At 44.1% G+C, this 25,354-nt stretch carries 27 protein-coding genes and 1 riboswitch; of the genes, 23 read left to right on the top strand and 4 right to left on the bottom strand.

The window, feature by feature from the left end; genetic code table 11:
- The first annotated feature begins 76 nt into the window (after positions 1–76).
- The 7 genes from NLX67_RS07450 to rraA all read left to right on the top strand — a co-directional run bounded on the left by NLX67_RS07450 (position 77) and on the right by rraA (position 10,153).
- On the top strand, positions 77–1,612 hold the full coding sequence (locus NLX67_RS07450; RefSeq protein ID WP_254311004.1) for a response regulator transcription factor: 1,536 nt from the start codon (positions 77–79) through the stop codon (positions 1,610–1,612).
- A 15-nt stretch (positions 1,613–1,627) separates the two neighbouring features.
- A complete protein-coding gene (locus tag NLX67_RS07445) occupies positions 1,628–3,400 on the top strand; it encodes a sensor histidine kinase (RefSeq protein WP_254311002.1) in 1,773 nt (590 codons plus the stop codon).
- A 147-nt stretch (positions 3,401–3,547) separates the two neighbouring features.
- Entirely contained in the window at positions 3,548–4,834 is a 1,287-nt protein-coding gene (locus tag NLX67_RS07440) for an ABC transporter substrate-binding protein (protein ID WP_254311001.1), read from the top strand.
- A 135-nt stretch (positions 4,835–4,969) separates the two neighbouring features.
- Complete coding sequence (locus NLX67_RS07435) at positions 4,970–5,845, top strand: carbohydrate ABC transporter permease (protein WP_254311331.1); 876 nt, start codon at positions 4,970–4,972, stop codon at positions 5,843–5,845.
- Positions 5,838–6,662 (top strand): carbohydrate ABC transporter permease, encoded by an 825-nt coding sequence (locus NLX67_RS07430; RefSeq protein WP_254310999.1) that lies wholly within the window; start codon positions 5,838–5,840, stop codon positions 6,660–6,662. The genes NLX67_RS07435 and NLX67_RS07430 overlap by 8 nt, the downstream gene beginning before the upstream one ends.
- 23 nt (positions 6,663–6,685) lie before the next feature.
- On the top strand, positions 6,686–9,661 hold the full coding sequence (gene lacZ, locus NLX67_RS07425; RefSeq protein WP_254310997.1) for a beta-galactosidase, LacZ type: 2,976 nt from the start codon (positions 6,686–6,688) through the stop codon (positions 9,659–9,661).
- Positions 9,662–9,676: 15 nt separating this feature from the next.
- On the top strand, positions 9,677–10,153 hold the full coding sequence (gene rraA, locus NLX67_RS07420; protein ID WP_254310991.1) for a ribonuclease E activity regulator RraA: 477 nt from the start codon (positions 9,677–9,679) through the stop codon (positions 10,151–10,153).
- A 34-nt stretch (positions 10,154–10,187) separates the two neighbouring features.
- Here the strand turns inward: rraA and NLX67_RS07415 are convergent, their stop codons facing one another.
- The gene (locus tag NLX67_RS07415) at positions 10,188–10,364 is read right to left on the bottom strand and encodes a hypothetical protein (RefSeq protein WP_254310990.1); all 177 of its coding nucleotides are present in this window, start codon (positions 10,362–10,364) and stop codon (positions 10,188–10,190) included.
- 137 nt (positions 10,365–10,501) lie between these two features.
- Positions 10,502–10,689, top strand: a riboswitch (cobalamin riboswitch).
- A 105-nt stretch (positions 10,690–10,794) separates the two neighbouring features.
- Here NLX67_RS07415 and NLX67_RS07410 point away from each other — a divergent pair.
- The 15 genes from NLX67_RS07410 to NLX67_RS07340 all read left to right on the top strand — a co-directional run bounded on the left by NLX67_RS07410 (position 10,795) and on the right by NLX67_RS07340 (position 22,651).
- A complete protein-coding gene (locus tag NLX67_RS07410) occupies positions 10,795–11,766 on the top strand; it encodes an ABC transporter substrate-binding protein (protein WP_046179392.1) in 972 nt (323 codons plus the stop codon).
- On the top strand, positions 11,729–12,784 hold the full coding sequence (locus NLX67_RS07405) for a FecCD family ABC transporter permease (protein WP_254310988.1): 1,056 nt from the start codon (positions 11,729–11,731) through the stop codon (positions 12,782–12,784). Before NLX67_RS07410 ends, NLX67_RS07405 begins: the two co-directional genes overlap by 38 nt.
- Positions 12,784–14,250 carry an adenosylcobinamide amidohydrolase gene (locus tag NLX67_RS07400; protein ID WP_254310986.1) on the top strand — a complete coding sequence of 489 codons (1,467 nt, stop codon included), beginning with the start codon at positions 12,784–12,786 and terminating at the stop codon, positions 14,248–14,250. The genes NLX67_RS07405 and NLX67_RS07400 overlap by 1 nt, the downstream gene beginning before the upstream one ends.
- Positions 14,247–15,227 (top strand): adenosylcobinamide-phosphate synthase CbiB, encoded by a 981-nt coding sequence (gene cbiB, locus NLX67_RS07395; RefSeq protein WP_254310984.1) that lies wholly within the window; start codon positions 14,247–14,249, stop codon positions 15,225–15,227. The genes NLX67_RS07400 and cbiB overlap by 4 nt, the downstream gene beginning before the upstream one ends.
- Positions 15,184–16,254, top strand: coding sequence for a threonine-phosphate decarboxylase CobD (cobD, locus tag NLX67_RS07390; protein ID WP_254310982.1), 1,071 nt, complete (start codon positions 15,184–15,186; stop codon positions 16,252–16,254). Before cbiB ends, cobD begins: the two co-directional genes overlap by 44 nt.
- Positions 16,251–16,796, top strand: a complete 546-nt coding sequence (locus NLX67_RS07385; protein ID WP_254310980.1) for a bifunctional adenosylcobinamide kinase/adenosylcobinamide-phosphate guanylyltransferase — start codon at positions 16,251–16,253, stop codon at positions 16,794–16,796. Before cobD ends, NLX67_RS07385 begins: the two co-directional genes overlap by 4 nt.
- On the top strand, positions 16,781–18,238 hold the full coding sequence (locus tag NLX67_RS07380; RefSeq protein WP_254310978.1) for a cobyric acid synthase: 1,458 nt from the start codon (positions 16,781–16,783) through the stop codon (positions 18,236–18,238). Before NLX67_RS07385 ends, NLX67_RS07380 begins: the two co-directional genes overlap by 16 nt.
- Positions 18,235–19,011 (top strand): adenosylcobinamide-GDP ribazoletransferase, encoded by a 777-nt coding sequence (gene cobS / locus NLX67_RS07375; RefSeq protein ID WP_254310976.1) that lies wholly within the window; start codon positions 18,235–18,237, stop codon positions 19,009–19,011. The genes NLX67_RS07380 and cobS overlap by 4 nt, the downstream gene beginning before the upstream one ends.
- Entirely contained in the window at positions 18,969–19,583 is a 615-nt protein-coding gene (locus NLX67_RS07370) for a histidine phosphatase family protein (protein ID WP_254310974.1), read from the top strand. Before cobS ends, NLX67_RS07370 begins: the two co-directional genes overlap by 43 nt.
- Entirely contained in the window at positions 19,535–19,960 is a 426-nt protein-coding gene (locus NLX67_RS07365) for a bifunctional adenosylcobinamide kinase/adenosylcobinamide-phosphate guanylyltransferase (RefSeq protein WP_254310971.1), read from the top strand. Before NLX67_RS07370 ends, NLX67_RS07365 begins: the two co-directional genes overlap by 49 nt.
- Positions 19,957–20,544 carry a cob(I)yrinic acid a,c-diamide adenosyltransferase gene (locus NLX67_RS07360; protein ID WP_254310970.1) on the top strand — a complete coding sequence of 196 codons (588 nt, stop codon included), beginning with the start codon at positions 19,957–19,959 and terminating at the stop codon, positions 20,542–20,544. The genes NLX67_RS07365 and NLX67_RS07360 overlap by 4 nt, the downstream gene beginning before the upstream one ends.
- Positions 20,541–21,029: an ECF transporter S component gene (locus NLX67_RS07355; RefSeq protein ID WP_254310968.1), complete on the top strand. Its 489-nt coding sequence runs from the start codon at positions 20,541–20,543 to the stop codon at positions 21,027–21,029. Before NLX67_RS07360 ends, NLX67_RS07355 begins: the two co-directional genes overlap by 4 nt.
- Entirely contained in the window at positions 21,022–21,696 is a 675-nt protein-coding gene (locus NLX67_RS07350) for an AIR synthase related protein (protein WP_254310966.1), read from the top strand. Before NLX67_RS07355 ends, NLX67_RS07350 begins: the two co-directional genes overlap by 8 nt.
- Before the next feature lie 134 nt (positions 21,697–21,830).
- A complete protein-coding gene (locus NLX67_RS07345; RefSeq protein WP_254310964.1) occupies positions 21,831–22,145 on the top strand; it encodes a PAS domain-containing protein in 315 nt (104 codons plus the stop codon).
- A gap of 56 nt (positions 22,146–22,201) precedes the next feature.
- Positions 22,202–22,651 carry a DUF6376 family protein gene (locus NLX67_RS07340; RefSeq protein ID WP_254310962.1) on the top strand — a complete coding sequence of 150 codons (450 nt, stop codon included), beginning with the start codon at positions 22,202–22,204 and terminating at the stop codon, positions 22,649–22,651.
- 36 nt (positions 22,652–22,687) lie between these two features.
- On the opposite strand, the gene trhA is transcribed toward NLX67_RS07340, so the two are convergent.
- Positions 22,688–23,332, bottom strand: a complete 645-nt coding sequence (gene trhA, locus NLX67_RS07335) for a PAQR family membrane homeostasis protein TrhA (RefSeq protein ID WP_254310960.1) — start codon at positions 23,330–23,332, stop codon at positions 22,688–22,690.
- 140 nt (positions 23,333–23,472) lie between these two features.
- Here trhA and NLX67_RS07330 point away from each other — a divergent pair, with 140 nt between their 5' ends.
- Positions 23,473–24,024: a DUF1836 domain-containing protein gene (locus tag NLX67_RS07330; RefSeq protein ID WP_254310954.1), complete on the top strand. Its 552-nt coding sequence runs from the start codon at positions 23,473–23,475 to the stop codon at positions 24,022–24,024.
- A 22-nt stretch (positions 24,025–24,046) separates the two neighbouring features.
- On the opposite strand, the gene NLX67_RS07325 is transcribed toward NLX67_RS07330, so the two are convergent.
- Entirely contained in the window at positions 24,047–24,817 is a 771-nt protein-coding gene (locus NLX67_RS07325; RefSeq protein ID WP_254310952.1) for an SDR family NAD(P)-dependent oxidoreductase, read from the bottom strand.
- Positions 24,818–24,977: 160 nt separating this feature from the next.
- Positions 24,978–25,352: a hypothetical protein gene (locus NLX67_RS07320; RefSeq protein WP_254310946.1), complete on the bottom strand. Its 375-nt coding sequence runs from the start codon at positions 25,350–25,352 to the stop codon at positions 24,978–24,980.
- Positions 25,353–25,354 lie beyond the last annotated feature (2 nt).

The raw sequence follows: 25,354 nt of genomic DNA, 5'->3' as shown, positions 1-25,354 counted from the left end.
TGTTCAAAAACCTAATAGATAATACTTACTCATTATCGCTATAATAGAAAATAAAGAATAAAAAGAGGGGTATTCTATGACAAGTGAATTATGTAAAGTGCTAATTGTAGATGATGAACTTCTAATTAGGCAAGGAATTAAACACTATATTCAGTGGGAGCAGGAAGGTTTCAAAATTGTCGGTGAAGCATCTAATGGACAGGAAGCACTATCATTGATCGAAGCCGTGCAGCCTCATATTGTTATGACCGATATTGTCATGCCGATCATGGATGGGGAAGAGCTGACAAAAATCATTCGTGCCGCCTACCCTAGAATTCAAGTTATCGTTCTAAGTAGTTTTGGAGAGTTTGATTATGTCAGGTCAACTTTTCAACAAGGTGTAACCGATTATATTTTAAAACCAAAATTAGAAGGAACGTTACTTTTGAAAGCGCTGCAAAATGCCGCTGACAAGATTCCCTCTTTTCAGCTTGTTAAAAGAACCCAAAAAGAAGAATCTTCAGCATCATTTTATATAAAAAGATTAATGGAGGATTATAGCATAGAGGTTGAGGAGGATGAGATGCAAAAAGCCTTTCCTTATAAATCTTTTTTCATTATTAGCCTGCAACTTAAAAAGAGCGCAGGAAAAAGCAATTATATAAAAGAAAAACTGAGAAATGATTTACAAAAACAATTGCCAGATTCATTTTTTCTGCCGATTCAATCCGGTGAGGGAGAGGTGGGATTCTTAGTCAATATTGACTTGCATCAAGAAAAATGTCTTGTACAGGTAGTAGAGCACACATCCATGATCATGCCCGAGCTGGTTTGGTCAGTCAGTGATCATTTTTCAAAAGTGAATAATGTGAAACGTATGTACGAACAACAGGCAGCGGCTTTAAAAAGGTATTCTTTTTATTTCCCGGACCAGTCGTTTTTTCACAATGAAGGGCTCCCAGCGGTCGAAACAGATGAACAGTCTTTTCAGCTAACCGCTTTTACTGACATGCTTAAACGATCACAACTGGAGGAAGCTATTGATAATTTGCTTTTGCATGTGGATAAATTATCAAGAAATTACACAAACGATATTCAAGAATTTAAGCGGTTTTTAAGCAATATTATTTTTAACGTAACTCTGTTGGTGCGGGATTTAGGATGCGAGAATGCAAAATTTTACAAAGATAAATATGCTTATTTTGCATCAATTGATGGATCGGTCCGTGCAGATGAGGCTATTCGTCAGTTAATGAATTTTTTAACGGACGTAAAACAAGCAGTTTACAACCAATCAACCAGCAAAATAGATCCCGGCATAAAAAAAATAATGGACTATATTGACCAGCATTACGATCAGCCGTTAACGTTGACGGAAGTAGCAAGCCGTTTTCATTTTAATCCTTCCTATTTGTCTACTTATTTTAGCAATCACAGCAGTGAAGGGTTTAGCGAATATGTTACAAAAGTTCGGATTGAAAAAGCGGTCGACCTCCTTCAGCAAAGGCACATTTTTATTTCTGAAATAAGTGGAAAAGTTGGATATGCCGATCACAGTTACTTTTGTAAAGTGTTTAAAAAAGTAAAAGGAATGTCCCCAAGCAGTTATCGAAAACAGTTTTTTCTTTAAGAAATGAGGAGGACGATGGGACGGATTATCGGAAGATTCAGTCATCATAGATTGTTTATAAAAATGTTTTTGGTAATGGTGGCAAGTATCATTGCTGTTTCTGTCATCATTACATACAGTACGATCCGTATGTCAGAGCAGTTGTTCCTTGATACATTCAGTATTACGAATGCAAAAGTGATTCAACAAGTTAAATCGAGTTTTGAAACATTCAGCAATTCAGTTGCGACCGCAGCAAATGAAGTGCAGCAAAGCGGGACTATTAAAAGCTATTTATCAAAAGACGAGACAACTTCTTTAGAGATGTCAAAATTGTATTACAACACTCACATCCAGATGGACCGGGTTCATTTGAATGTAGATGACTACGATTTAAGCATTATGGTCAGCGGTATGAATGGAAGAAGCTTTTCAACAGACCGTGCTTACTGGATGATTGATGAAAAAGTACTTGCCGAACATAAAATCACAAAAACGATGTATGCGGAACCAAGAAAGCTGCTTTATCAGTTGGAGCAGGAAAGCGCCTCTCCGATGATTGTGGTTACGAAAGCATTAATGGAACGGACAACAGACAGTATATACGGTGTTTTTTATCTTTCTATCAAAGAAAGTGAATTTCAAAAATTTTATGCAAACTTTACGAGTGAGGGAAACGATATACTTGTCATTAATTCCGCGGGACATATTCTCTCAAGCAACCGTCATGAAATGATTGGGGAAACTTCTCATCTGCTTCTTGATCGAGCGGCTGAGATTGAAAAAGAAGGCGCCGATTATAAAGAAATTAACTGGATGGAAAGCAATCAAATTATGCTTGCGGAGTACTTGCCTGCTCTGGATATGTACATTGTAAACCTAATTGATAAAGAAATTGTTATGAATAATTTAATTAACACCAAAACGATTGTATTAAGCAGCTTTCTCATTGTTTTAATCGCCGTGTCGATCGTTTTTCTTATTTCTAGGCGAATGACTAAATCATTATCTCAGCTTGTAAAACAAATCTCCTCTTTATCGAAAAATAATTTTGACCAATACGTAACAGCTACAGGAAGCTATGAAACAAAACAGCTTGCCTATGCGTTTAATGATATGCTTGATGAACTTCATAATTATGTGGAAGAACTGATTCAAACACAAAAAAAGCAGCGAAATGCCGAGCTGGCAGCCCTTCAAAGACAGATCAATCCGCACTTTCTTTATAACACGTTAACATCTGTCAAAATTATGGTGCAGCAAGGAAATAAAGAAAAAGCAGCAGACACAGTCAATGCGCTTATTTCCCTGCTTCAACATGCAGTAGGGAATGTCCATGAAACGATTACAATTGAAGAAGAAATTGAGAATCTGAAAAGCTATGTATTTATTAACCAGGTCCGTTACGGAGAGCGAATTCAAGTGAGCTATTTTATTGCACCTGACTGCGGCGACTTACATGTTCCAAAATTGATCATTCAGCCTTTTATAGAAAATGCTTTTTTTCATGCGTTCAATCAAAAGGCGGAAGGATTTATTCACATCATCGTACTAAAAGAAGAAGATATGCTTGTTTGTGAAATTGTTGATAACGGGGATGGCATGCAAATTAAAAGCAAGCACCATCTTCCAGACTCAAAAAGAAACCGCCAGCTTTTCAGTGGGATCGGTGTGAGGAATGTCCATGAGCGGATTAAACTGTTGTATGGGGAACAATATGGGGTTCATATTTCAAGCAATCCAGGAGAAGGAACCCATATTCGACTTGTGCTTCCAATCATAAAACCTGAGAATAGTTCAAAGATCTAAAGAAAGTACAAATGCGGGCGAAAGAATAAATTTAATGCTGAATATATTAATAACTTTTATGAAGATCGTCCTAACGATCTTTTTTTTATGGTGATAACCTAAGGAATATAAATAAAGCGCTTACAAAATAATAAGGGGGCTTAACACATGAAAAAATTAATCTTTTTGCTTATTGCTGGTATTTTGTTTCTATCTGCATGTTCACCTTCAGGATCAGATTCTTCAAGCGATGATACGGAAACAGACAGTAACAAAGTAACCATTTGGGCTTGGGATCCGAACTTTAATATAGCAGCATTGAATATGGCAAAAGAAATATATGAAAAAGAAAATCCCGAGGTGGAAGTTGAAATTATTGAAAATGCACAGGATGATATTGTGCAAAAACTGAATACAGGATTAAGCTCAGGTACATCGAAAGGACTGCCGTCTATTGTACTTATCGAAGACTACCGGGCGCAGAGTTTCCTGCAGGCGTATCCTGATGCATTTTACGAAATGTCAGGTGCATTTAACACAGAAGACTTTGCTGAGTATAAAATTGCGCCAACGAGTATAGACGGAAAACAATATGGTCTTCCATTTGATTCAGGTGTAACGGGTCTTTATGTGCGTACAGATTATTTAGAAGAAGCAGGCTATACAATGGAAGATTTGCAGGGACTTGACTGGCAGCAGTACATTGAAATAGGGAAGAAAGTAAAAGAAACAACAGGCAAGGACATGATTACGCTAGACCCAAATGATTTGGGCATTGTTCGATTAATGATTCAAACAGCAGGTGCATGGTATCTGGAAGAAGATGGTGTAACACCGTCATTGGCGGGCAACAAAGCGTTAAAAGAAGCATTTGAAATATATAAAGAAATGATGGATGCGGATATTGTCAAACCAAATTCCGACTGGAGTCAATTCGTCGCAAACTTTAATAGTGGAGACGTTGCCTCGGTTCCGACCGGAAACTGGATCACTCCTTCTATTAAAGCCGAGACTTCTCAATCCGGCAAATGGGCTGTAGCGCCAATCCCTAAATTATCAACAGAAGGGGCTGTTAACGCTTCGAATCTTGGCGGAAGCTCATGGTACGTGTTAAATGGAGATAGCGCTGAGCAGGCGGCAGACTTCTTAGGAAAAACATTTGGTTCCAGCACAGAGCTTTACCAGCAGTTAGTCACAGACATTGGCGCTATCGGTACGTATAAACCAGCTGCCGGGGGAGAGGCCTATGAAAAAGAAGATGAATTTTTTAGCGGACAAAAAATTATTTCTGATTTTGCCGGCTGGACTGAAGAAATTACCGGGCTGAACTATGGTATGCACACCTATGCGATTGAGGACATTTTAATCGTTGAAATGCAAAATTATTTGAACGGCAAGAGCATTGATGACGTACTGAACGATGCACAGGCACAGGCGGAAGCACAGTTGAAATAAATGGAAAAACATCCCTATACGAGCAGGGAAGCTATAGGGATGTTTTTCTTTTTAAAAAAGCAAGGGGTGAACAGAATGAGCAGCAAAACAAAAAGCACGACGATCGGATCGTCTTTTTCTTCTAATAAGCTTGGAATGAATAGCAAAATGAAAAGCACCATTATCGGCTGGTCGTTTGTGATGATATCCGTCATCATGATTTGTGCCTTTTATTTTTATCCTATGATTCAGGCACTTCTTCTATCGTTTCAGTCTGGAACAGGGGCGAATTTACAATTTGTCGGATTGGATAACTATAAAAGACTGCTGACCGACAGCACATTTTTAACAGCTGTGAAAAATACATTTATTTATTTAATAGTCCAAGTGCCGGTTATGATTATATTGGCATTGTTTTTATCGGTTTTATTAAACGACCGCACATTGAAATGGAAAGGTTTGTACCGGACAGCCATTTTTCTTCCGGCAGTGACATCACTTGTCGCCTATTCTGTTATCTTTAAATATCTGTTTTCCAACGACGGGCTGGTAAATACGATGTTATTAAAATTCTCGCTCGTACCAGAAGCAGTCAATTGGCTGACGGATCCCTTCTGGGCGAAGGTGACAATCATTATTGCCATTACCTGGCGATGGACGGGCTATAATATGATTTTTTACTTGTCAGCCCTTCAAAATGTGGACCAGTCCATTTATGAAGCAGCAAAAATGGACGGAGCATCAGCCGTTCAGCAGTTTTTCAAAATTACGATTCCGATGCTGAAGCCGATTATTTTGTTTACATCCATTACGTCTACAATCGGCACGCTCCAGCTGTTTGATGAAGTCATGAATATTACTCAAGGCGGACCTGGAAATGCGACAACTTCCATTTCACAGTATATTTACAATCTATCCTTTAAATACACGCCGGACTTTGGCTATGCGGCAACAGTATCTTATTTTATTGTGATTTTAATTGTCATTTTTTCTATTATTCAATTTAAAGTAGCAGGTGATCGAAATGACTAAATTGAAACGAATAGCAACCTACTTTTTCCTGACAGCTGCCGCTTTTATTTCTATCTTTCCAATTATGTGGATGGTTATTAGTGCAACGAATCAATCAGTGGATGTAACGAAAGGAAAGCTTCTTCCAGGAAGCCATACAGCCGAAAATTTTTCGAATTTAACTCAAACAATTGATTTAGTGCCGGCTCTTTTGAATTCAGCTAAAATTTCCATTTCCACAACGGTTTTATCATTGCTGATTGCGTCGCTGGCAGGATATGGATTCGAAATATACAAAAGTAAAGCGAAAGACATTGTGTTTACTATTTTACTTCTGTCGATGATGATTCCGTTTGCTTCATTAATGGTGCCGCTTTACCGGATGTTTGGATCTATCTCGCAAACTATGCCGGCAATTGGAATCGATACGCTGACATCGGTTGTTCTTCCAACTGTAACGACAGCATTCTTAATTTTTTTCTTTCGTCAAAGCACCAAAATGTTCCCGAAAGAATTGGTAGAGGCAGGCCGGATTGATGGATTAAGTGAAATTGGTGTGTTTTTTAGAATTTACGTTCCAACGATGAAAACGACCTATGCAGCTGCTGCCATTATTACGTTTATGGCAAGCTGGAACAATTATTTGTGGCCGCTTGTTGTGCTGCAATCACCTGAAAAAATGACTATTCCTCTCCTGATTTCAAATTTAGGATCAAGCTATTCGCCTGACTATGGAGTAATCATGATGGCTATCGTCATTGCTACTTTGCCAACGGCTTTCGTTTTCTTTTTAATGCAAAAGCATTTCGTGGCAGGCATGATGGGGTCAGTTAAATAAAATGAAGTTAGGAGAATGAATAAATGAACTCACCGGAACTAAAATGGCTGAGTGATACATCTGTTTTTGAAGTCAACCGGCTTCCAGCACACTCAGATCACACATACTATGCAACGATGGAAGAAGCACGCCGTGAAGAAGCAATGGACTGGCGTTATTCATTGAACGGGAGCTGGAAATTTCACTATGCGGCAAATGTAGAAAGCCGTCCGCAGTCTTTTTACGAAATGGACACGGACTGTTCCGGATGGGATACAATTCAAGTGCCGGGGCATATTCAGCTGCAAGGATACGGGAAACCGCAATATGTGAATACGATGTATCCCTGGGATGGAATTTCTCCTGTTCGTCCACCTGAAATTCCACAAGACAGCAATCCGGTAGGCAGCTACGTAAAAACGTTTACTAAACCGGAGAAGATGAAAGGACAACCGCTCTTTATTTCATTTCAAGGCGTCGAATCAGCCCTTTATGTTTGGCTGAATGGTCAATTTGTCGGCTATAGTGAAGACAGTTTTACACCGGCTGAATTCGATTTAACATCGTTTGTTACCGACGGAGAAAACAAGCTGGCTGTTGAAGTGTATCAAAGAAGCACAGGCAGCTGGCTGGAAGATCAGGATTTCTGGCGGTTTTCGGGTATTTTTCGCGACGTTTATCTATACACAATGCCGGAAGTTCACATCTCTGATTTAAAAGTAAGAACAGAACTGGACGAATCCTTTGAAACAGGCGTCCTTCATGTAGATGCTGAAACAGAAGCGGATCTCCATTTTATTTTGGAAAATCGGAACGGGCAGGTTGTCGCGGAAGGAGCGTCGCCATTAACGATTAAGCGTCCTCATTTATGGAGCGCAGAATCACCATATTTATATCAATTGTTTATTCAAGTACGTAATTCCTCTGGAGAGCTCGTTGAAGTTATCCCGCAAAAAGTCGGGTTCCGGCGATTTGAAATGAAGAACAAAATCATGCATTTAAACGGTAAGCGAATCGTGTTTAAAGGTGTCAACCGCCATGAATTTAACTGCCGGAGCGGTCGTGCTATAACAAAAGAAGACATGATTTGGGATATTAAAACGATGAAGCAGAATAATATAAATGCGGTACGCACCTCTCATTATCCGAATCAGACAGAATGGTACAACCTTTGTGATGAATACGGCTTGTACGTTATCGATGAAATGAACCTTGAAACCCATGGATCGTGGCAGAAGATGGGGAAAGTAGATACAGCTTGGACGATACCGGGAAATAAGCCAGAATGGCAGGACATTGTTCTCGATCGTGCCAAATCAATGTATGAGCGGGATAAAAACCATCCGTCTATTTTAATTTGGTCGTGCGGCAACGAGTCGCATGCCGGAGAAGTTATTTTGAACATATCCAAGTATTTCAAACAGCAGGATCCATCCCGTCTTGTTCATTACGAAGGTGTTTTTTATGACCGTGAGTATAATGCAACAAGCGATATGGAAAGCCGGATGTACGCGAAGCCGGCTGATATTGAAGAATACTTATTCAGCGATCCTGACAAACCTTACATCAGCTGTGAGTATATTCATGCGATGGGCAATTCTCTTGGAGGCATGTATAAGTATACAGATTTAGAAGAAAAGTATCCGATGTATCAAGGCGGATTCATTTGGGATTTCATTGATCAGGCTTTGGTAAAAAAAGATCGTTTTGGCCAGGAATTTTTAGCATACGGTGGTGATTTCGACGATCGGCCGACCGACTATAATTTTTGTGGAAATGGCATTGTCACATCGGACCGGAAGCTATCACCGAAAATGCAGGAAGTAAAGTTTCTTTATCAAAATATAAAGCTGTTTCCTGATCAAAAAGGTGTGCTCGTGAAGAATGATCAGTTGTTTGAGGGAACTGAAGCTTACGAACTGGGATGGACTATTTTAAAAAATGGCCTTCCACAACAGGGGAATGTGGCAGATGTTCAATTAAATCCATTAAGTGAACAATACATTTCATTGGATATCCCCCATTTCGAAGAGCCGGGCGAATATGCAATTCATGCTTCACTTTGTTTAAAAGAAAAAACTATTTGGGCAGAGGCTGGACATGAAGTGGCGTTTGGACAGTACATTTATACGATTGAGCAAAAAGCAGCAGAGCCAGCAGGAAACGTAACCGTAGTGGAAGGAGATGTGATCATCGGTGTTCATGGCGACGACTTTCATGTTCTTTTTTCAAAAGCATCCGGCACTCTCATCTCGCTTCAGTATGCCGGCAGTGAAATGATTGCCGCGCCCCCGTACCCGTTGTTCTGGCGTGCTAGGACGGATAATGACAAAGGGAATCAGTTCGCGTTTAAATCGAGCGGATGGTATACATCAAGTCTCGTCAGAAAATGCACAAATGTTGAACTTACAACAGGAGAACACAGTGCTGCGATCGCTTTTGACTATGTGCTTCCAATAAGCGAAGCGGTTCAAGCGACGGTTACGTATACTGTCTACGGAGATGGCTCGGTGCATGTGAAAAACGACTACAAAGGAGCGGGACAGCTGCCGGATATGCCGATCCATGCCTTGTCTTTTAAAGTGCCAGCTGATTATAGCCAGCTGGATTGGTACGCAATGGGTCCAGAGGAAAACTACGAAGACCGTGCAAAAGGTGCTCGGCTTTGCCGGTTTCAAAACGCAGCGTCAGACAATGTTTCACCTTATCTTGCCCCGCAGGAGTCAGGCGCACGCACCGGTGTCCGATTTGTGAAAATAAGCAATGAAAACAAAAAGGGACTAGCCATTCACTTTATAAATGATCCGTTAACATGTACAATTTCCCCATACACCGCATTTGAGCTTGAAAACGCTGCTCACCACTATGAACTGCCGCCTGTTCACTATACAGTTGTAACAGTGGCGGGCCGTCAAATGGGTGTCGGCGGCGATGACAGCTGGGGTGCGCCTGTACACGATGAACACCGAATTCATTCAGAGAACGAGATGACATTCGAATTCATGGTGCAGCCGTTATAACAAGGGGGATGTAAAATGGTTAAAACAGCAGATTTGTGTGATGATCACGCGGATAAGCTGACGCTTGTCCGATTGGAGCTGAAATCGTATGGGGGAAAGAAACAGTTTGACGGTCCGATTTCAACGGTGAAGGTGTTTGAAGACAATGTGCTTGTGAAAAAAGCGCTGCAAACGATTCCGGAAGGGCATGTGCTCGTTGTGGACGGGGACGGATCGGAAAATTGTGCGCTTGTCGGGGATTTGCTTGGCGCGATTGCGGAAGAACGAAAACTTGCCGGCATTATTGTGAACGGCTGCGTGCGCGATACAGCGGAACTTGGTGCGCAGAATATCGGTGTACTGGCACTCGGCAGCAATCCATTTAAAAGCATAAAAAAAGGTGAAGGGGAAACGAATATTCCGGTTACCTTTGGCGATGCGGAGTTTGTGCCAGGTCATTACGTATATGCAGATGAAGACGGGATTGTCTTGTCAGTGGAAAAAATAAATTAACAAAAAGCACGCGGAGCCTCCGCGTGCTCATTTTTTATAATTTTTCGTCATGCGATGAGTCACGTGGATTTAAAAAGCTGTCATGATTATCTGGTACATTATCAATACGATGTGAATCAGTAGAATTAAAAGAGCCGCGAATAAAGTAAATGAAAATTAAGCCGATCACAACAATAATGGCAAAAAGCAAAAAGACTGTTAAACCTTCCACTTGAATCGCCTCCTTTATTAGTTTCCTTCCACTAATACTATACGATAAACTTGCTTTTAACCCCTTTTTAAAAACTGAATTTTCTAAAAAAACATTTTCTTTCTATTTTCGTGTATAATGAGCCCTGACGGAAAACATACATATTGAACGATCCGGGTGAAGCCGCTGTGTGCGGTTTCTTAAAAGGGAAGCTGGTGAAAATCCAGTGCGGTCCCGCCACTGTAAATGGGAGTAAACGACAGACTTGCCACTGTACGCTACGTGCGGGAAGGCGTCGTTTGCGATGAACATGAGCCAGGAGACCTGCCCGGACAATGCACCAAAAACCTGCGCGGATAGGTGGTGTGACAGACCGGATTTCCCTGTCTTTCACGCGCCTTTACTCCTGTAGAGGTGTTTTTTTATGTTCCGAAAAAAGGAGGAAATACATATGAAAAAAACATGGATGACGCTTGGATTATCGGCGGCGCTGCTTGCGGGCTGCGGGTCAGAGGAAGCAGATGCACCGGAAACAACAAACGAAGAGAACGCAACGGAAGAAACAGCAACAGAAAAAACAGCGGCTTTTCCGGTAACCGTAACGGGAGCAGACGATCAGGAAGTAGAGGTTGAAGCGGTCCCGAAGCGTATTGTGACGCTTGCACCGAGCAATACAGAGATCGCATATGAATTAGGGCTTGGCGAAGAAATCGTCGGTGTATCGGATAACGATACATACCCGGAAGATGTACAGAACAAAGAAAAAGTGGGCGGTATGGAATTTAACGTTGAAAAAATCATCAGCCTTGAGCCCGATTTGGTCTTGGCACATGATTCTGCCGGCGCCGCCGCAGAAACAGGTGTTCAGCAGCTGCGCGATGCAGGCATCGATGTTCTTATTATTAACAACGCTGACAGCATTGATCAAATGTACAAGTCGGTTGAATTAATTGGTGAAGCAACAGGTACAACAGCGGAAGCGGAAACAGAAGTAGAAGAATTGAAAGCCGGTTTTGCGGCGCTTGAAGAAAAAGCAGCATCGATTAAAGATGAAGACGTGAAAAGTGTGTTCTTTGAAGTCGATCCAACGCTTTACACAGCAGGAAATGGCACATTCTTAAATGAAATTTTTGATCTTGTAAACGTTGAAAATACAATGGCAGACCAGGAAGGCTGGCCACAAGTAACTGAAGAAGCGGTGATTGAAAAAAATCCGGATGTGATTTTGCTGAACTACGGTTCTTATGTGGAAAATGCGGTTGACGGCGTGTTGACGCGTGAAGGCTGGGAAAATGTTAATGCGGTGAAAAATAAAGAAGTTGTTGAAGTGAATGCGGATATTACGAGCCGAACTGGCCCGCGTCTTGTAGAAGGAGCTGAATCCATTGCGGAAGCGGTCTACCCGGACGTTTTTGCCCAATAAAAAAACGGCATACGCTTTTGCATTAGTGTTTCTGTTTGCCGCTGGCTTTATCGGGACAGCAGTAGGAACCATTCACGTTCCGTTCAGCCACATTGCCGCGATTTTAGCGCATCACTTATTCGGCATGAGTCTTGATCTTGATGCGTCGATTGACAACATCGTCTGGAAAATCCGTTTTCCGCGTGTTGTTCTGGCTGGATTGATCGGGGCGTCACTGGCAATTGCGGGAGCCGCTTTTCAAGGGCTTCTCCGCAATCCGCTGGCTGATCCGTATACACTCGGTGTTTCCTCCGGGGCATCAGTTGGCGCAGTGCTTGTGCTGTTTTTTCACGTGTCGATTCCATTTCTCGGCGGATTTACGCTGCCGGTTATCAGTGTGGCAGCAGCCATTTTAACAATTTTTTGCGTGCTGCTGTTTGCCCAGACCATTGAGCGGTCGATGAAGCTTGAAACGATTATTTTAACAGGCATTATTTTCAGTTCGTTTCTCGGTTCGTTTATTTCATTGATGATCGCGCTCACCGGGGAAGAGCTGCGGCAGATTATTAATTGGCTGCTTGGCAGTGTTTCAATGCGAGGCTGGCCTTATGTACAGCTAATGACGCCATTTTTCATCGCTGGCGCACTTATGCTCCTGTATATGGCACCGGAATTAAACGCGATGTCCTTTGGCGAAGAAAAAGCGAAGCATCTCGGCGTGAATGTCCAGCGAAAAAAAATGATGGTGCTCATTGCAGGCTCCGTGTTAACAGGTGCGGCGGTTGCGGTGTCCGGCACGATCGGTTTTGTCGGTCTTGTCGTCCCGCATTTTGTTCGTCTTTTGATCGGACCGGATCACAGGCACCTGCTGCCGTTGTCGATGATTACGGGCGCTGGTTTTTTGATTTTGGCGGATTTAACGGCGCGTACGATTATTTCACCGACAGAGCTTCCGATTGGTGTCATTACGTCATTAGTTGGGGCACCAGTGTTTGCGATTATTTTATTGAATAAAAAACGAAAAGGGAGCGTCGCGTGATGCTGCAAGTAAACGAGCTTTCAGGAGGATACGGAAGCGGACTTATTGTCCGTGGCGTATCCTTTTCTGTTAAACAGGGAGAACTATTCGGTATTCTCGGTCCAAACGGAAGCGGAAAAACGACTTTGCTGAATATGATCAGCGGGTTAACGAAACAAGAATCCGGCACGATTTTTGTGAAAGAAAAGCAGATCTCCACTTATACACCAAAAGAGCTGGCGCGTGTTGTGGCGGTTCTGCCGCAAATGACCTCAAGCCAGTTTGCGTATACCGTGAAAGAAACCGTATCACTTGGTCGGTACGCGCACCAAACCGGTTTTTTTAAATCATGGACAGATAAAGATGAAACGGCTGTACAGGAAGCGATGAATCAAACGGGTACGTCCTCATTTGCGGAAAAGCCGCTGTCTGCCCTATCCGGCGGCGAGCGGCAGCGCGTGTTTTTAGCTCAGGCACTGGCACAGGAGCCGGAAATTTTATTATTGGATGAGCCAACAAACCATTTAGATTTATCGTATCAAAAAGAGCTGCTTGATTTGCTGAAAAAAATGACAGCAGACGGCTTAACGGTTATTTCGATTTTTCACGATCTGAATTTATCTTCATTATATTGCGACCGGCTTTTATTGATGGATAAAGGCCAAATCCATACGATCGGCCAGCCTGCTGATATTATGATTGAGCAGCATATCCACGACGTATACGACACAGACGTTCAAAAGCAGCCGCATCCGGAAGTGCCAAAACCACAAATGAGCCTTCTGCCGGAAATGTCTTTGCAGGCAGAAGTCGACATTAATGAGGATTTAATAGAGCGTCACAGCGATTATATCGCGATCCGTCCGCCGGTGCCGCTTAAATCCCTGTCATCCGGGGTCATTGGTGCTGGTTGGGGGTGGCGGAGCGCTTTTGTGAACCGTCATGTCGATAAAAATTACAATATGGATAACTTTGAAGAAGAAGCTGCAGCTTATTTTTTGAAAAACGGTTTTGATTTGCATGAAACGGTCGGGATGATGACTGCGGTGAAGATAGAGGATGCTGCCTGGCGAAAAGAAGCGCAGGAAGATGTGTCGGTGTTTGTTGTGGCAACAGCGGGTGTTGGTAACGCAGTCGATGTGACACAGCCCCGCAGCAGCTGGAAGGAGAATCTCACACCGGGAACAATCAACATTTGGGTATTTGCGAACGGAAAGTTATCGGAAGAAGCTTTTGTACAAGGATTGATGACCGCAACAGAAGCGAAAGTAAAAGCGCTCGCGGATGCGGGCGTACAAGATCCGGAAACGGGCACAATCGCAACCGGCACATCGACTGACAGCATGTTGATTGCTGCCACACAGCGCGGTGCGTATCAGCAGTTCGCCGGTTCGATTACACCGCTCGGCATTGCGATCGGACGGGCAGTTTATGAATCCGTTACAGAATCACTTCAAAAGACGGCCCGCAGAAAGGCGCTTTTATGATTGTGCAAGCTGTGGCGATCACCGCTGCACTTTTTCTCGATCGGCTTATTGGAGATCCAAGGAATTGGCCGCATCCGGTTAAATGGTTCGGGTCTTTGATCGCATTTCTCGATAAAAAGTGGAACAAAGGCCGCCGGCGGTTTGAAAAAGGGCTGGCGATGCTTTGTGTGGTGCTTCTCGTCACAGGCACGTGTTCAGCTGGCCTTATTTTAATTGCATCCCGTATTCATCCGCTTCTTGCCGTGTTGATAGAAGCGATCATGATCTGGGCTGCTATTGCGCCAAGAAGCTTAAAAGAAGCGGGCATGGATGTGTACCAGCCGCTGATCGAGGGTGACCTAAAAGAAGCGCGTAAAAAGCTTTCATGGATTGTTGGACGGGATACTGAACGGCTGGACGAAAGCGAAATTACCCGCGGCGCGGTTGAAACCGTCGCGGAAAATACATCAGACGGAGTCATCGCGCCGCTGTTTTGGGCGGTAATTGGCGGCGGTCCAGCCGCACTTTTGTACCGTGCTGTCAATACGTGTGATTCAATGGTGGGCTACCGGAATGAACAATACAGCCAATTTGGCAAGGCATCGGCCCGGCTTGATGACATCGTCAATTTTGTTCCCGCCCGGATGACCGCGCTGCTGCTTATGGCAGCCGCGAAAAAGCCGGCAGCTGATCGCCGCTTCGCCTGGAGCATTGTACGCCGTGATGCAAAAAAACATCCGTCTCCAAACAGCGGATGGTGTGAAGCGGCAGTGGCCGGTCTTTTAAAAATTGAATTAGGCGGTTTGAATACATATAAAGGTGTTGTATCGGACCGGGCACGAATGGGTGACCCTATCCATTCGCGCCGGGCTGAACATATTATTGAAGCAGCTAAACTAATGGAACGGGCCACATATTTGTTTGTGCTGCTGTTCCTTGCAGGAGTGATTGTTTATGAATTTTCCATCGCATGGAGCCAATCCATCTCATTTATATAAAGCTTCTGGAGTGGTAAAGCCGTCATCGGTCATTGATTTTAGTGTGAATACGAATCCAGACGGTCCGCCAGGCTGGCTGAAAGACATGTGGCCTTCTTTTTTTAAAACGGTGGGAGACTACCCAGATCCGTCAGGCCAAACTGCGGCGGAGGCGATTGCCGGGCGTTTGGCTCTTTTATTTGAAAACATTCTGCTTGGCAACGGAGCGGCTGAAATCATTCATTTTATTGCCCGTTACGCCTCAGGTCAAAAAGCGGTCATTGTTACGCCGGCTTTTTCTGAATATGAAGAGGCGTGCCGCGCTTACGGGTGTCCGGTTGAGTATGTGCCGGTCGATTTGCAAAATTGGACACTGCCAATCAATGCACTTGTTGAGCGGGCAAAAGAAGCGGCGGTTTTGTTTATTTGTACGCCAAACAATCCTACTGGCCAAGTATTTCAAAAGAAAGAGCTTATTACGCTGCTCGAAAAAACAAGCAGCTTTGGGGCAATCATTGTCGTTGACGAAGCTTTTTATGATTTTGCTGGTGACGAGTCAATCACATCAGAAATAAAGTCGTTTGCTCATTTAGCGGTACTGCATTCGATGACGAAAATGTATGCGGTCGCTGGTCTGCGTATCGGCTATGTGGCGGCTTCAAAAGAGATCATCACCAAACTGAAGCCATACCGTCCGCATTGGAATGTAAATGCCATCGCGCTGCAAGTAGCCCAAAAAATTGCGTCGGATACAGAATATGCTGTCCGGACACGAAAATGTATTGATAAAGAGCGGGAGAGAATGATCAGAGAGCTAATGGTGATCGGTTTTGTCGTTCTTCCGTCGGCTGTTAATTTTTATCTGCTAAAAGATCCGGCTCTTGATAATCAAAAGCCGCTGCTTCAATTTTTGCTTAAACAGGGTATTGTGCTGCGACACACAGAAAACTTTCCTGGATTGGATGGACAATGGCTTCGAGCAGCAGTAAAAAAAGAACAGGACAATAATCAGCTCCTTTCTGCATTGAAAGAGTGGAAAAGTCGATGATGATTTTTATTTCAGGTGGTGTGAGGAGCGGAAAAAGCAGTGTGGCAGAAAAGCTGGCGATACGTTATCGGCATTCAAATGGCCGGCTTGTGTATGTGGCATGTGGATCTCGGACGGACCGGGAAATGGATGAGCGTATTGGGCATCACCAACAGCGGCGGACAGCATCTGGCTGCAGCTGGACAACAATTGAGAAATCAATCGATGTAGCGGCGATTGGAGTGGAAGCTTCCGATACGCTGCTAATCGATTGCGTGACCACCCTTTTAGCGGGTGAATACTTTCGCGAGGATAAGGCGGCTTTTGATGCAGACGAGCGGATTACAAAAGATATTTTAACGCTCGCAAAACAAGCACACGCTGTGATCGTTGTATCAAATGAATTATCATTTGATATGCCAGCCAGTGAGTTAACAGCCAATTATATGAAAAAACTTGGTCTGATCCACCAGCGGCTCGTGCAGGAAAGCGACGCAGCGGTTTTAGTGGAGCATGGTCTTCCAATCGTAAAGAAAGGCGTGATTTCATGCGGGGAATTATGATTCAAGGAACATCGTCCGATGCTGGGAAAAGTTTTGTGGCGACCGCTCTTTGCCGCCTTCTTTTACAAAAAGGCTACCGGCCGGTTCCGTTTAAGCCGCAAAATGTCTCGAATAATTCGTATGTTACAGCGGACGGAAAAGAAATTGGCCGGGCACAGGGATTGCAGGCGGAAGCGGCGGGACTGGAAGCGAGCCCGTTTATGAATCCCATCCTGTTAAAACCATCAGGGAACGGTTCATCTGAAATTGTCCTGTTTGGTGAGCGTCTTGAGGTTATGTCTGGTATGGCGTACAGAGAATCCTATTATGAGCGGGCAGTTGCTGCCATTCAAACCGGACTGAAAGAAACGGCGAAGCTCGGTGACACACTGGTCATTGAAGGAGCCGGCAGCCCAGTGGAAATGAATTTGAAAAAACGTGAAGTGGTCAATATGAAAACGGCGGAGCTTGCGGATATACCGGTGTTGTTAATTGCGGATATTGACCGGGGCGGCTTGTTTGCCTCCGTTGTCGGGACGCTTGCACTTTTAGAGGAAGTAGAACGGAAAAGAGTGAAAGGAATCATTGTGAATCGATTCCACGGCGACCCGGCTCATTTTGAAGATGGCAAGCGGTGGCTGGAAGAATATACGGGCGTTCCTGTGCTCGCTGTGCTCCCATTTTTGCCTGGACACGCGCTGGAAGGAGAAGACTCTCTTTCGATTCGTGATGTGCGCCGTGACCAAGCCGATCTTGACGTGGCGGTAATCCGGCTGCCGTACGTGTCGAACGGCAGTGACATCGAGCCGTTTGCGTTTGAAGAAGACGTGAATGTACGCTGGATACAGACGGAAAAAGCATTTGGCCAGCCGGACGCGGTGATCATTCCGGGAACGAAAAGTACATTGGCGGATTTGCATTTTTTAAAACAAACTGGGCTGGCTGAAAAAATAAGCACATACGCGGAAAATGGCGGCACGGTCATCGGCTTGTGCGGCGGCTTTCAATTAATGGGAAACATGCTTGTCGACCCTGACGGAAGCGATACTGGCATTGCTGGTTCTATCGAGAAAGGACTTGGGCTTATTCCGGCGGATACGATTTTTGAAAAAAACAAAACGATTATTCGGACGAAAGGGATGGCATCCGGCATTCCATTATCCGGTTATGAAATACACTTCGGTCAAACAATCGTGAATGGCACGCCTTTTTTAACGGACGGCGATCATCGAGATGGCTACCGTTCCCATGACGGCCGGATTTGTGGAACATACTTACATCATTTATTTTACAATGATCTGTTCCGAGCGGATTGGCTGAACCGGATTCGCCGCACAAAAGGGCTGGAAGAGCGCCTGCCGGCAGCGTTAAACCGAAATGGCACGTATGACGCGATTGCAGCGCATGTTGAAAAACATCTGGACTGGCCGGTATTCGAAGCCGTTTTGGAGAGACAGCGATGAGGTCATACGTATACGCCGCTGGAATCATCATTCAGTTTTTTACCGTTCTGCCGCTGCACCGGACATTGCCGATGGACAAAGCGGAATTGAAAGCGGTGCTGCATTTGTTTCCACTGCTTGGGATCGTGAAAGGGCTGCTGTACGCCACTGTTTTTTGGGGCTTAATCGAATGGAGTCCATTTTCACCGCTATCGATTGCATTTCTTGTCTGGCTGCTTCCAATTATTTTGACGGGCGGCCTTCATTTGGATGGCTGGATAGACTGGGCGGACGCTCATTTTTCATACCGGGATAAAGAAAAGCGCCTGTCTATTTTAAATGATCCGCGGGCTGGCGCGTTTGGGGTATTAGCACTCGTTATTCTGCTGGTCGCTAAATTTATTTTTATATATGAAACCGTGCAGGCGGGCAGTTTGTACACAGACATCATCGTCCTTATTCCGCTTTTTGCTCAAATACTAACCGGGCTGTTTTTACAATATGTGCCGCCAGCTAAAACGGAAGGGCTCTCTGCTTTTTTTCAAAAAGGTCATTCGAGGACATTGCCGTATGTTTACAGCTTTTTTCTCATAATCGCTGCGTTTTTTTACATATGGCAGCCGTTATTTTGGATCATGGCCGGCGCTTCATGGATGTATTTTGTGTTTGTTAAACAGGGGATGCAAAAAGAATTTGGCGGCACAACGGGTGACCTGCTCGGTGCGGCGCATGAAGGGGCGGAGCTTTTACTATGGATGATTGTGTGGCTGTCGGTCTCTTTCGCCACGGGCTGACCGATGCAAACCAAAATCGGCAGTTTTGCGGCTGGACAGATGTGTCGGTCAATGGAGAAGGGATTGCGGCGCTCAGGCAGCTGTCGGTTCCAGACTACGATTGGATTGTGGCGAGTGATTTAACAAGATGTGTACAGACAGCAAATGTTTTTTGGCCGCAAACTCATACAAAGTCCGAAAAGTTACGTGAGTTTCATTTCGGGGAATGGGAAAAGAAAGCCCACGCGGAACTTGAACAGTTGCCGGAATATATCGCTTGGCTTCACGATTATTCTCTTCAAGTACCCGGCGGCGATTCCTATGCGTCTTTTGCGAAACGGGTAGAAGAGGGATTTCGAGATGTCTTAAAAACGATGGCGGATCAAAATATACGCCGGGCTGCTATTGTCACGCATGGCGGTGTTATCCGTCATCTGTTATCGGTATGGGCACCGGAAGCAAAATCGTTTGGGGATTGGTCGTCGGAAAATGGGCATGGGTATGAGCTGTCCGGTAGTCTTTCAGCACTAAGGAGGGGAGAACGATGCACTTCGTTACAGGCGGTGCCTTCAATGGCAAAAAAAAATGGGTAACACACTTTTACGGGCTGGATCACACGCCGCATCAATGGCATTCGTTTTATAATGAAAAAGAGGTCCCAGATTTCACGGAGAAGGTCGTTGTGCTCGAAGGAATTGAACGATATGTCCGGACGCTGCTCGAAAAAGCGGAGACACCGGCTGGCGCCCGATTATTATTTAAAAAGAAATTAGCCCAGTGGCAGGCAGAAGACCGAACAATCGTTATGATCGGCACAGATATGATGAAAGGCATTGTGCCAATGAATGCCTTTGACCGGCATTTCCGCGATGCGGCCGGCTGGTGTTTTCAAGATGCAGCCGAAGCGGCAGAACGTGTGGATACGATTTGGTATGGGGTTTCAGAAACGATAAAGGAGGAGAAAAAATGAGACTATATACACGAACAGGCGACAAAGGTGAAACGAGCATTATTGGCGGACGCGTGGGAAAAGACGATATTCGCGTGGAAGCATACGGAACAGTGGATGAACTAAATTCGGTCGTTGGGATGGCGATTACAGAGCTTAATCCGGCGAAATTTGGAGATGTTTTGTCCGATTTAGAGACGATTCAGCACGAATTATTCGACTGTGGCGGCGACCTTGCCACGATTAATGGCAAGCGCGGATTTAAGCTGCAGCAGGAATCGATTGATGAAATGGAAACGAAAATTGATGTATACATTCAGGAAGCGCCGGAGCTTGAACGGTTTATTTTGCCGGGCGGTTCAAAAGGGTCAGCTCATATTCACCTTGCACGGACAGTTGCGCGCCGGGCTGAGCGTCTTGTCGTTGCGTTAATGCGGACAGGGGAAGAAGTTCATCCGCTCACATTAAAATATTTAAACCGCTTGTCCGATTATTTCTTCGCAATTGCCCGCGTTGCTAACTTCCGTGAAGGTGTAAAGGATGTTGAATATGTACGCAGCGCGAACGTGTTTCGCGGTGGCAAACGGAAAGAGGACAGCCAATGAATGTAAGAAAAATAAGCTGGCTAGCGCTGTTTGTTGCGTTATCGGTTATAGGAGGCATGATCAAGGTGCCAGCGCCTATCTCAAGTGTAGCGCTTGATTCGTTTCCAGCACTTGTGGCTGCGGTTTTATTAGGACCGGCAGCAGGTGCGCTGACCGGCGCATTTGGCCACCTTGTTTCTGCGTTAATGGGCGGTTTCCCGATGGGACCTTTGCATATCATTGTCGCGATTGAAATGGCCGGGGTTATTTGGTTGTTCGGAAAGCTTTATACAGCAGGAAATAAATGGAGTGCGAGTCTTTTTTTCATTTTATTAAATGGACTTGTATCTCCCGCGCCGTTTATTCTATTCCTGGGCATACCGTTTTACATAAGTGCTGTGCCGGCGATTACGATAGCGGCGGCTTTCAATGGAATTGCAGCTTATGTTCTGATCCCCCGTATTGCACCAGTGTTTGCCAAACGATATGGCCGTCTGCATGCGTGATGTGATCCGGACGAACGGGCTGATCATTGCCGCGGATAATAGCGGCTCAATAGGAGAGAAAGAGCAAGACGCTGTTCAGGCACCATACGAAGTGGTCGGCTATTTTTCCGCCCGGGTTGCGTTAATGGAGTGTATAGCCGCTGGAGGGGAGCCTTTTGCGGTGGTGCTGCAAAATTTTTCAGGTGAAGCGGCGTGGAAATCGTTGTATAAAGGAATTCAGAAAGCGGCCGCTGAACTTGGCTGTGAGCTGGAGCTGACCGGCAGCACCGAGTCGAATTTCACCATGCAACAGTCAGCATCCGGTGTTGTGGTTATTGGCCGGCACGTCCGTGATACCGATCGAATTGAACAGGGGCGGGCAAAATTCGGAATTATCGGAAAACCGCTTGTTGGTTCTGAAGTGATGGCGCATCCGAATGACATCGCACCACTTTCTGTTTTTCGGCAAATTGCTCATATGAATGGCGTATATGCGGTTCTCCCCGTCGGTTCTAAAGGGATCGCTTATGAACTGATGCAGCTTACTGGAAGAAGCGGACACTGTGAACTTGATATGACAAAATCTGCAGGGCCATCCACTTGTTTTATCGCAGCGGTCAATGAAGAAGTCTATAAACAAATAGAAGAAGTGACCGATCAGCTGTATTGGCTCAAGATGCATGAATAACTCTTAGTGCTCCACTGGCGTATGTGCCACGTGGAGTTTTTTACTTGTGAAATTAAGGGACCTTCTTTTTGGAGATTCGATAGTAAGATAAAGATAGGAATAATGAAGGAAACGACAAAGGTGATGAGGACAGAATGAACATACATCAAGGGATCCAATCAATTATTGATTCTTTTCACAATCAAATTGTAATCGTAGATAAACACGGCATGATCGCAGTAGTAAACAAAGCATGGGAAAAGTTTGGGTTAGAAAGCGGTCAATCCAGATCTACAATAGGTACTAATTATCTAGCAGTATTGCATAACGAACAAAACAGCGAAGCGCTGCAGGCAATGCTGCGTATTCTTAATAAGAGATCCTCCTATGAGGAACTGTCCTATCCATGCCATTCACCAAATGAAGAGCGCTGGTTTCAGATGGTTATTGGTGCTGCGCTGAAAAAATGAATCCATTTGTCTCTGTTTTTCGTATACAAAGTATAGAACGAATAGGAGGAAATGACATGATCATAAAATGGACCGCAGCAGTTGGATTATCCGCCATTATTTTGAGTGGATGCAGCTTGCTGGATGAAGCGAATAATACGTTGACATATGCAACTGATATGACAGAATTTTTAAATGAAACACAGCAATTTGCCACTGATATACCCGCTTTGCTTGAAAATGCCGCTTCGAATCCGGACATCATTCCAGACGTTCAAACTCAGCTTGAAAGCTTGCAGCAGGACATTGATGAAGTTCAGCAGATGGAGGCGCCGGTAATTGCAGAAGGCGTGCACGATAAGCTGCTTGATTACAGCACACAGCTTGAATCCGGCGTTAATGATGCGATGACCAAAATAGAAAATGGCGTGCTTGATCCAGCGGCTATTTTTGAAAACACAGAATTGATGCAAACGGTACAGGAACTGCAGCAGCTTCGGACGAAAATTGAACAGCTTGGACAATAAAACAGACGCGGCAATCACAGCCGCATCTGTTTTTTATTATAGTACGTACAAAAAGACACTTAAAAAGTGAGACAGGCTGCCAAGTAAAATGAAAATGTGGAAAATTTCGTGAAAACCCATTTGCTTTATTTGCATCCAAGAAGGCTTCAGCGCGTAAATCACACCGCCGATTGTATATAAACCCCCACCAGCAACAAGCAAGACGAGTCCGCCAGTTTCGAGACTTCCCGCAAGCGGTGAAAAAACAAAAACAGCCATCCAGCCCATAAAAATATACAAAGCCGTCGACAGCCATCTCGGACAGTTAAACCAAACCATTTTAAAGGCAATGCCCAGCAAGGCTATGAGTGATACGATAATAAAAAGTGTCCATCCGGTTTTATTATTCAAGCTGATTAAGCAAAAAGGTGTATACGATCCTGCAATCAAGACGAAAATCATCGAGTGATCCAGCCGTCTGAAAAAAGCAATAACGGAATCACGGGCTATGACCGAATGGTAAAGAGTAGAAGCAGAGTATAAAAGAATTAAGCTGACACCAAAAATGCACACAGCGGTAACGGAAGCTGCTGAAGCGGCAGACCCAGCTTTGATAATCATGGCAACAAGCGCTGCAACAGACAAAATGGCACCGATCAAGTGAGTTAAAGCATTAATGGGTTCTCGGATGATTTGATTCATGTAAATACCTCCAAGTTGATAAGTGGTTTTTATAACTACTTATTATGATATGTCCATAACCTGATATAGTCAAGTTTTACATGTAAACAATATTCCCCTATAATAAAAGGAACATAACTATGTGAAAAGCAGGTGTTTATGTGGGGAAATTGCCAGGCATTTTAAAAGAACTTCATCTTGATAACCAGCTGACACCGGATAACATACCAAATATTGACTTATACATGGACCAAGTTATTCAATTGTTTGAACACACATTTGAAAGTTCAACCCGAAATGCGGAAGAAAAAGTGCTGACGAAAACAATGATTAATAACTATGCAAAAGGAAAATTGTTATTTCCGATTAAGCAAAAAAAATACTCAAAAGAGCATTTGCTTTTGATCAGCCTCATTTATCAGCTGAAAGGAACACTGTCTATTAATGATATTAAAACGACATTGACAGACATTAATGAGCAAATCGACGATATTAATTTGGATTCATTTTATGAAGAATTTTTAACAGTAGCAGCTGATAATGTGGAACATGGGAAGAAGGATATCACTGAGCGCATAAATGAAATGACAGCAGATACTGATGAACTCGGTGATGTTCTACAAATTTTGGCACTCGTTCATATGAGCAATATATACCGGAAAGCAGCAGAAAAACTCGTTGATCAATTGGCAGAAAAAAAGAACCTCTCCTGAAAAAAGAGGTTCTTTTTGAGTTTTATTGGGCTGCCATCCCGCCGTCAACACGGTATTGGCTGCCTGTGATAAAAGCACTGTCGTCTGAAGCAAGGAACAAAACAAGCTTGGCGGTATCATCCGATTCACCGTAGCGGCCAAGCGGGATCGTTTTCGCAAATGCTTCTTTTGCTTCCTCGCCGCGGCCCGGGTTAATGCCTTCTTCAAGAGACTGCATCATTTGTGTATTGACCGGTGACGGATGAATCGAGTTAACTCGTATGTTCGCAGCTGCCGCTTCAAGCGCGGCCGTTTTCGTTAACCCAATCACCGCGTGTTTGGAGGTTACATAAGGTGCGATGCCGGAGCTGCCAATAAAACCGGCTACAGATGACGTGTTAATGATGCTGCCGCTCTGTTGTTCTGTCATAACTGGGATGACGTGCTTTAAACCTAAAAAGACACCGCGTACATTAACGGCTTGGACTTTGTCGAAGTCTTCCACATCCTGTTCTACAAGAGGCGCTACTTTGCCTTCAATGTCCGCATTGTTAAAAAAGACATCGATCCGGCCAAATTTACTGACTGCTTTTTCAACATATTTTTTTACATCTTCTTCTTTCGAGACATCCGCTTGGACAGCAATAATGGATCCAAATTGCTCAAGTGCACCAGCGGCTTCATCTAATGCATCATCAAATAAGTCGACGAGCACAACATTTGCGCCTTCCTTTAAAAAAAGCTCCGCTGTCTTCTTGCCGATTCCATTCGCTCCACCTGTAATAACAGCTGTTTTTCCCTGCAATTTTGCCAAAATTTCTCCTCCTCATAATGAAACAACAATGATGAGAGTCTTAGGTGAATACTGCACTTTCACTTTTATCGTACGCTTTATTCATAAAACGTCAACTCCTCCGGTTGCTAAAAACAATAAAAAACCAGGAACGCCGCTTAGCGGACATTCCTGGTTTGTGTTATTTTACGCTTGATGCGCCAACGAGCGATTCAGGAGACCGGCCAAGGGCAAGCAAGCTGATTTTTGCATAGCCTGTTTCTTTGAACGAGGTAAAAAGCTGCTTTAACATGGCGATATGCTCGTCATTTTTTAACGTTTGCACTTCTTTTTTGTAAAGACGAAGCACAGAGCTGTACGGGATATTCGGCAGGCAGTCTGCCGAATCTTCATCCATAATCAAGCAGCCCATATACTGATATTTCAACTGTAATGCCCGTGTTAAACCCGCGATATGCACCATTTTGTCGAACAAATGAGGATAAGAATCCTGCAATTGATCGATGGCTTTTTTCGCTTCTTTTAACTCATCAATGCTGCACAATGTAGCAATCATTC

The organism is Domibacillus sp. A3M-37 (assembly GCF_024213455.1).
Taxonomy (GTDB): domain Bacteria; phylum Bacillota; class Bacilli; order Bacillales; family Domibacillaceae; genus Domibacillus; species Domibacillus tundrae.
This window is presented reverse-complemented; position numbering and strand designations above follow the sequence as displayed.